The organism is candidate division KSB1 bacterium, assembly GCA_022566355.1.
In the GTDB taxonomy this organism is placed as follows: Bacteria; Zhuqueibacterota; JdFR-76; order JdFR-76; family DREG01; genus JADFJB01.
Genome location: JADFJB010000176.1, coordinates 1 through 6,474 on the forward strand (window position 1 = coordinate 1; position 6,474 = coordinate 6,474).

General features: G+C 41.6%; 6 protein-coding genes. 5 read left to right on the forward strand and 1 reads right to left on the reverse strand.

Annotation, left to right across the window (positions count from 1 at the left end; genetic code table 11):
- From IIC38_19410 to IIC38_19430, 5 genes are all read left to right on the forward strand, one after another.
- A partial coding sequence (locus IIC38_19410; protein MCH8128093.1) for a hypothetical protein occupies positions 1-877 on the forward strand: 877 nt, incomplete at its 5' end.
- 316 nt (positions 878-1,193) lie between these two features.
- On the forward strand, positions 1,194-1,835 hold the full coding sequence (locus tag IIC38_19415) for a transglycosylase SLT domain-containing protein (GenBank protein MCH8128094.1): 642 nt from the start codon (positions 1,194-1,196) through the stop codon (positions 1,833-1,835).
- A 9-nt stretch (positions 1,836-1,844) separates the two neighbouring features.
- Complete coding sequence (locus tag IIC38_19420) at positions 1,845-2,069, forward strand: DUF350 domain-containing protein (GenBank protein ID MCH8128095.1); 225 nt, start codon at positions 1,845-1,847, stop codon at positions 2,067-2,069.
- A 112-nt stretch (positions 2,070-2,181) separates the two neighbouring features.
- A complete protein-coding gene (locus IIC38_19425) occupies positions 2,182-3,045 on the forward strand; it encodes an alpha/beta hydrolase (protein ID MCH8128096.1) in 864 nt (287 codons plus the stop codon).
- Positions 3,046-3,290: 245 nt separating this feature from the next.
- Complete coding sequence (locus IIC38_19430) at positions 3,291-4,130, forward strand: T9SS type A sorting domain-containing protein (protein ID MCH8128097.1); 840 nt, start codon at positions 3,291-3,293, stop codon at positions 4,128-4,130.
- A gap of 246 nt (positions 4,131-4,376) precedes the next feature.
- Here IIC38_19430 and IIC38_19435 read toward each other — a convergent pair whose 3' ends face one another.
- Entirely contained in the window at positions 4,377-6,293 is a 1,917-nt protein-coding gene (locus IIC38_19435) for a GWxTD domain-containing protein (protein ID MCH8128098.1), read from the reverse strand.
- Positions 6,294-6,474 lie beyond the last annotated feature (181 nt).

A 6,474-nucleotide genomic window follows, 5' to 3' on the forward strand; every position in this document is an offset into this window, starting at 1 on the left:
AATCGCTAACAGCGTTTTTGACACCCCTGGTATCGATACGGATGGGGATGGATTCGCCGGGTTAAACCTGGACGGTGGTGGCTTTTTGGGAGACGGTGTCCCCGATTTTGCAGCACCACAGCCGCCACCCTCTCCTCCTCTTCAAATCACGACTGGCGATCGTCTGGTTAAATTGGACTGGTCTGCCGCTGATCCCACTAGCCCCGGTTACAATTCGAGTGACCCATCCTTGCCCTTAAATGTTATCAACCCATTCTTGCAGGATAATCCGAACACCGAAGAAGACGAGCGCAAGAATTTTGAAGGATTTCGGGTTCTCCGAAGCCGGACCGGAAAACCGGGCACCTTTGAACTCCTGGCTGAATTTGATTTAGCACAAAATGAATTTGGCAGAAATACCGGCTTATCGTTTACCTTTGAAGATCATGCCAGCAACGGCTCTTTGCTCTATTATTCGGTTGTGTCATTTGACCGGGGTGATCCGGGTATTAATTTAATACCGCTGGCATCCAGCCCGTTGGACAATCTCACCAGGCTTGTAGTTTCTCCGAGGTCTTTAGATCGTTTTTCAGGTGAAATATGGGTCGAGCCAAATCCTTATATAGCAAGTGCCGGTTTCGATAATATCTCCAGCCGTTCAACAGGAAGTCGTTCCTCGATTGATTTTGTCAACGTTCCGTCAAAGTGCACAATTCGAATCCTTACAATTGATGGCGATTTGGTTCATACGTTGGTGCATGATGATCCCAATTTCTCAAGAGTTCGATGGGATTTGTTTAATAGAGACGGCCGGCCCATTGCAAGTGGTATCTATATTTTCTCAGTTGAAATACCCAATGGAGATCGACGCGAAGGCAGGTTTATCGTCATGAAATAGTAGATTCACCTAACTTTGGTTGCAGGTGATACGGCTAGCCGCACGATGAGCTTAAGGATCGGATTCGATTAAGGTATTGTGATTTGCGGAAGGTAACTCACAAAAGCCTCGCAACTGAACTACACGGTTATGTGGTTTCTTAAAACTGTCCTTATGGGCTGTTAACCAATTGGCTCTTCCTGCAATTGGTTAAGTTTCTCTTGCGAGTCAGTTAAAATTCTATAACTTTGGGATGTTATCAAGAAACTAAATAAACTTGTCATTTGGTAGTTGTACTCAATTAGACTTTGGTTTTTTAACTCGAGAAGGAAGCGAAATGAAAAAGCTAACCTTAATTTTGATGACTTGGATCCTTATACAGGGGAATCTTTTTTGGACCCATGGTACTTTCGAGGAAAACCGAAACAATATTTTGGTTATCAACAATGGGGCTGGAGAAGACTTCCGCCATTATAATAACGTCACCCGTTATGATAATTACTTCTCAAAATACACCAAACGTAATTTTGGCCCGGCTTTCAACTGGCATCATTTTAAAGCGCAGGCAATAGCGGAATCGGGGCTTAAGAAAAATGCTAAATCCTATGTGGGTGCTATTGGGCTTATGCAAATTATGCCGGCTACTTATGAAGAGATTATTAAGCGTCATCGGTATATTAAAGGCAGCAGTAATAGCCCAAAGTGGAATATTGCAGCGGGTATTTCCTATAACCGTTCCATATGGAATTTATTTAAGGCAGACCGGCCTTTTCAAGACCGCCTGGATTTCACATTTGGCGCTTATAATGCAGGTAAGGGGAACATTATTAAAGCGCAAAGACGCGCTAAAAGTTCAGGTATAAATCCTGATTTATGGAGTTCTATAGAACAAACATTGCCTAAGGTCACAGGTAAACATAGTAAGGAAACCCTGGGCTATGTAACAAAAATTAAATCCATTAAACAAATATTAAGGTAGGTGTGAATCATGGAATTAGCCATTGTTGTATCAAATTTTATATATGCGATTTTAGGGGCGTTATTGACCATTTCATTTATGGTATTGGGTTATAAAGTACTGGACTGGATTACACCTTTTGATACGTCGAAACAGCTAGGCGAGGGTAATATCGCCATTGGTATTGTTATAGGTTGTATGTTTGTTGGTTTAGGCATTGCTGTGGGTTTAGTAGTTGGCTTAGGGTTGAACTAATTGCTGACATCGCATAATCGTAAATTCAGAAATCTTTCTCGCACCCGGCCCACAAACCGTCAGTAAGTGTTAGGCGCACGCCAATCGTTTTTCAAGAGGAGGCGCATCCAGCATGGACTATCAGTATATTGCGACAAATGGTATTCGTTTGCACGTCGTCCAGGCCGGCCCGAACGATGGACCGCTAGTGATCTTATTGCATGGATTTCCTGAGTTCTCGTATGGCTGGCGACGGCAGATTCCCTACCTGGCGTCGGCTGGTTACAGGGTGTGGGCTCCCGATCAACGCGGTTACAACTTAAGCGATAAGCCGGACGGAATTGCGGCGTACACCCTCGATGAATTAGCAGCCGATGTGATCGGCTTGATGGATGCCGCCAACCGGAAGCAGGCCTTTTTAGTCGGGCATGACTGGGGCGCTGCTGTCGCTTGGTGGGTGGCCGCCAAATACCCGGACCGGCTAGCGAAAATGGTTGTAATAAATGTTCCGCACGGGGCTGTGATGAAGAAGCACTTACGGCGTAATCTCGCTCAACTGCGCAGGAGTTGGTATATATTTTTCTTCCAGATTCCGTGGTTGCCGGAGACACTGGCTCGACTACAGAATTGGAAGACGCCCGCACAAGCTCTGAAGTACACTAGCCGTCCAGGTACGTTTACCAATAATGACCTGGACCATTACCGTCAAGCCTGGTCTCAACCCAAAGCATACCGGTCCATGCTCAACTGGTATCGCGCCATTATGCAGAAGCCACCTACCCCTCCTGCCAACCCACGCATCACTGTGCCGACTTTACTGATTTGGGGAGCCCAGGACAGGTTTTTGGGGCTGGAAATGGCCCAGCCAAGCATTGATCTCTGTTATGACGGACGCCTGGTTTTTATTGAAGAAGCGACACATTGGGTGCAACACGAAGAAGCCGAGCGCGTCAATGAGTTGATCGATACGTTCCTGCGCCACGGTACGAAAGATTGACAGTTGTATTCCTATGTTCCCAGCGCTATTTAACAAGACGTTCGTTGATTTCTCTTTATACTCCGTTTCCTGATAGAAATCCAGGGTTTTCCCCTTTTATTTTCAGGGTTTTCCCTATTAACATTAGAAAACAAAGTTTATTATTTTAAATATCAGAGAACCTGTGTACTATAGTTAGCTTTTCTTGTATTAGTTAATTTTTCCTTTTGAGTCAATAAATAAATTATAAATCCGAGTGGGTATTAATGAAGGTCATTTGTGTTGTCATGCTATTTTTCGTCTTCCTTTCACTACCTTATAAATATGGCGAACCAAAAGCTAAGATATTACTCAATGGACCGATGATCCAAATTAATCCCGACTCCCTATTCTTCGAAACCATGGAAAGCTATGATACTTTATTGGTAGTCAATCATGGGGATGTTGACCTGGTGATTGATAGTGTAAAGACATATAGGGGTTTCGGGTATGGTATTGGGGTTGTAACCAAAGATACAACTTTTGGTTGGTCAGTAGTGAACCTTGACATTGAGCAATTTAAAAGAAATAGATTAATTTTAGCACCCGGGAATACGGCGCAACTGATTGTATTTTCTCCAGACCTGTGTCCGGTTTGCAAATCAAATTCTTTTTTAAAGTTTTTCACTGACACCTTGTTTGTCTATAGTAATGATTCCGCGCATAATCCAGTGAAAATCTTTGCATCTGGAGAGGGAATCCAAAGCGCTGTTGAAGAAAGTTCCATTGTTCCTGAGGGTTTTATTCTACGCCAAAACTACCCCAATCCTTTCAATCCGCAAACCACAATTGAATATGCCATACCCCACCCTGCTCATGTTAGATTGGAAATCTTGAATACCCTGGGGCAGCGTGTAGCTGTTTTAATCGACCAAAAACAAAATGCCGGTAAACACCAGGCAACATGGACAAGTAATGGACACCCAAGTGGCACTTACTTTTTCAGAATCAATTCAGGCGGGTTTCAGCAAACCAAACGGATGACACTTGTTGAAATAAAGAAAACCACGGAGACACGGAGTAGCAAAGTGACAAAGGCACAGAGGGACAAAGTAACAAAGTTATAAAGGCACAAAGCAAAAGACGTGAGACGGCAAACGTGAAACGGAGAAAACCACAAGGGCATGGAGGCACAAGACACGGAGGCACAGGAGAATTTTATGTAAGATAAAATTTAACTCTGTTAGTTAATTAACGATTTGAGGATTTCTTCGGCCACTTTCCGGTGTAATAATCACACCCGGCAATTTCCAGGTAAGCTCTCCCCCATTACTTTTATAGAAATATTAACGAATGAATAAACTAAACAATATTTATCTTTTCAGTGTGAAAGAGGTTTTCGTTTCTTTCGAATCATTGGATATTTTGTCCACTACTTTGACAACCATTTCATAACTCCCATTGCTCAATTGGCTGAAATCAAGCTTGATTGAAAAATATTCGTGGATCTTTCTCCCTTGTTGATTATAGGCGATCGAAATACTGCCTTTCCCTTTACCAAAGGGATTAAGCTTAGAAACAAAAGCCATAACCCCCTTTTTCTTTACCGGATCAACCTTGTATTCGATTTCATATTGGGTATTGCCAGACACATTCTTCTGCAGATTATAAATTTCGAAATAGATAGATACAGGTTCTTTTGTTCTTAATTCTGAAAACGGATTGATCTTGATAGCCAGGTTATTCCTGATGAGAAATGACGACTTTTCCGATTGATTAAGTGCAGAAACCGGGTTGATCTCTTGCGCAAAAATCACACTACTGAGTTGCAGGTGTTGATCTGAATAGGGTGGATTTTTAATTGAATAGTCTTCAAATCCTTTTTGTTTTCCTGAAGGATTCGAAACATCGGCAAGGATGTAGAAAATATTATGAACAGTTGTAAATTGGATTTGGTGAATCAATTCTCCTTTTTCACCGAATTTGGCGGGCTCTATGGGAATCGAATTCTCTTTCATGCTAAGATCATTGAGATTGGGATCCCGAATCACGGTATGAATAATTAACTCTTGCTGACTTTCCGAACCGGCTTTTGATAATTTGACATCCTCTTCCCTGAATCCATAAGCCAGGGCTAATGTGTTTTCATTATTGCTGTTCATAAATAATGCCGGCTTCATGGAAAAATGTAATTCTGATATGTTATCAAATTGATTACTGACACTGACAGGAATTTTTGTTTGTTCAATTGTTTGTTCTCTTAGAAATCCATCAAATAATATTTCTATTTCTTCAATTTTTATATCCCCCCCTCCATCAACTTTCGAAAATGCGGCAGCAAATCTCACATCAAGATCGACACGCGTGCGCATTATTTCACTAAAAGCAATTCTACGTCTTATAGATCCACGTTCCATCGATCTCGGGAGAATGTCTTCGGCTAAATAAGCCAGAGAATATCCCCATATTTTATCGACAAAATTAAAAACGATCTGCTTGCCGGATATTCGGTATACCCAGGTCTCTAACGATCTCCCCGCGACAAGTACTCCAGGAGCATTAAATACATCCTGGTAAACAGGCATCACCTCTACTTGCTTTGCATCCGGTTGTCCGTATCTTATATAAATCCTGCCCCGGTCGTCATACCTGGTTGGTGGTGTTAATGCTGAATAAATTGTCCGGGCAAACTGCAGCCGTTTATAATGTTCTTCGAGTCTTTCATTTGTTTTTGTTCCCAATGACATATCCCGTATCAACCAAAAACGTCTTAGAAATTCTGCCTTTTGTCTATTTTTCTTTAATGATTTCCATTTTTTTGCTTCATCATCATTAACAATTTCGATGATATCTTTATGAAGTTGGTCTATCACCATTTTATGATCAAAATTAATAAAGGCTAACTCATCCAAAGCTTCGACGATTGTCTCGCCACCGAACTCTTGATCTGATTTAGACCTTATGATTTTTTCCAGTTTTTCAATATTCGGGATGCGGTCTGAATAAAAAAGAAGGGATGAGCCCGGTTGATAATCAAATGGCAGCATGTCTCCGACGCGTTTCTTGGCCCAGTAACCGTATCGTTTAATGGCATGTTGATAAAGGAGATTTCCACAAGTATCAACTGTAACCGATGAATCAGTTAATTCAATCCAGGATTGTTGAATCTTCTCATGGGTATATTCGTCATTCTCTTTTGTATATTCAACTTTCAATATGTCTAAAAATGAAACATAGCGTTCATGAAGTGATTTGCCATTTGTTACTTTTATGGGAAACTTATTTATCATCGTTGGGATTGTTTCTATTTTCTCCTTTTCAATATTTACCAATTGAGAGATGATAAAACCTTCGCTATTTTCTTTCTCTCTAAGAACGGATACTATAAAATGACGTAATGAGCCCAAGTAAGCTAAAGATCGGAAGAGCCAACGTCTGACTCACATGCACTGACCAATCTCGTATACCCTC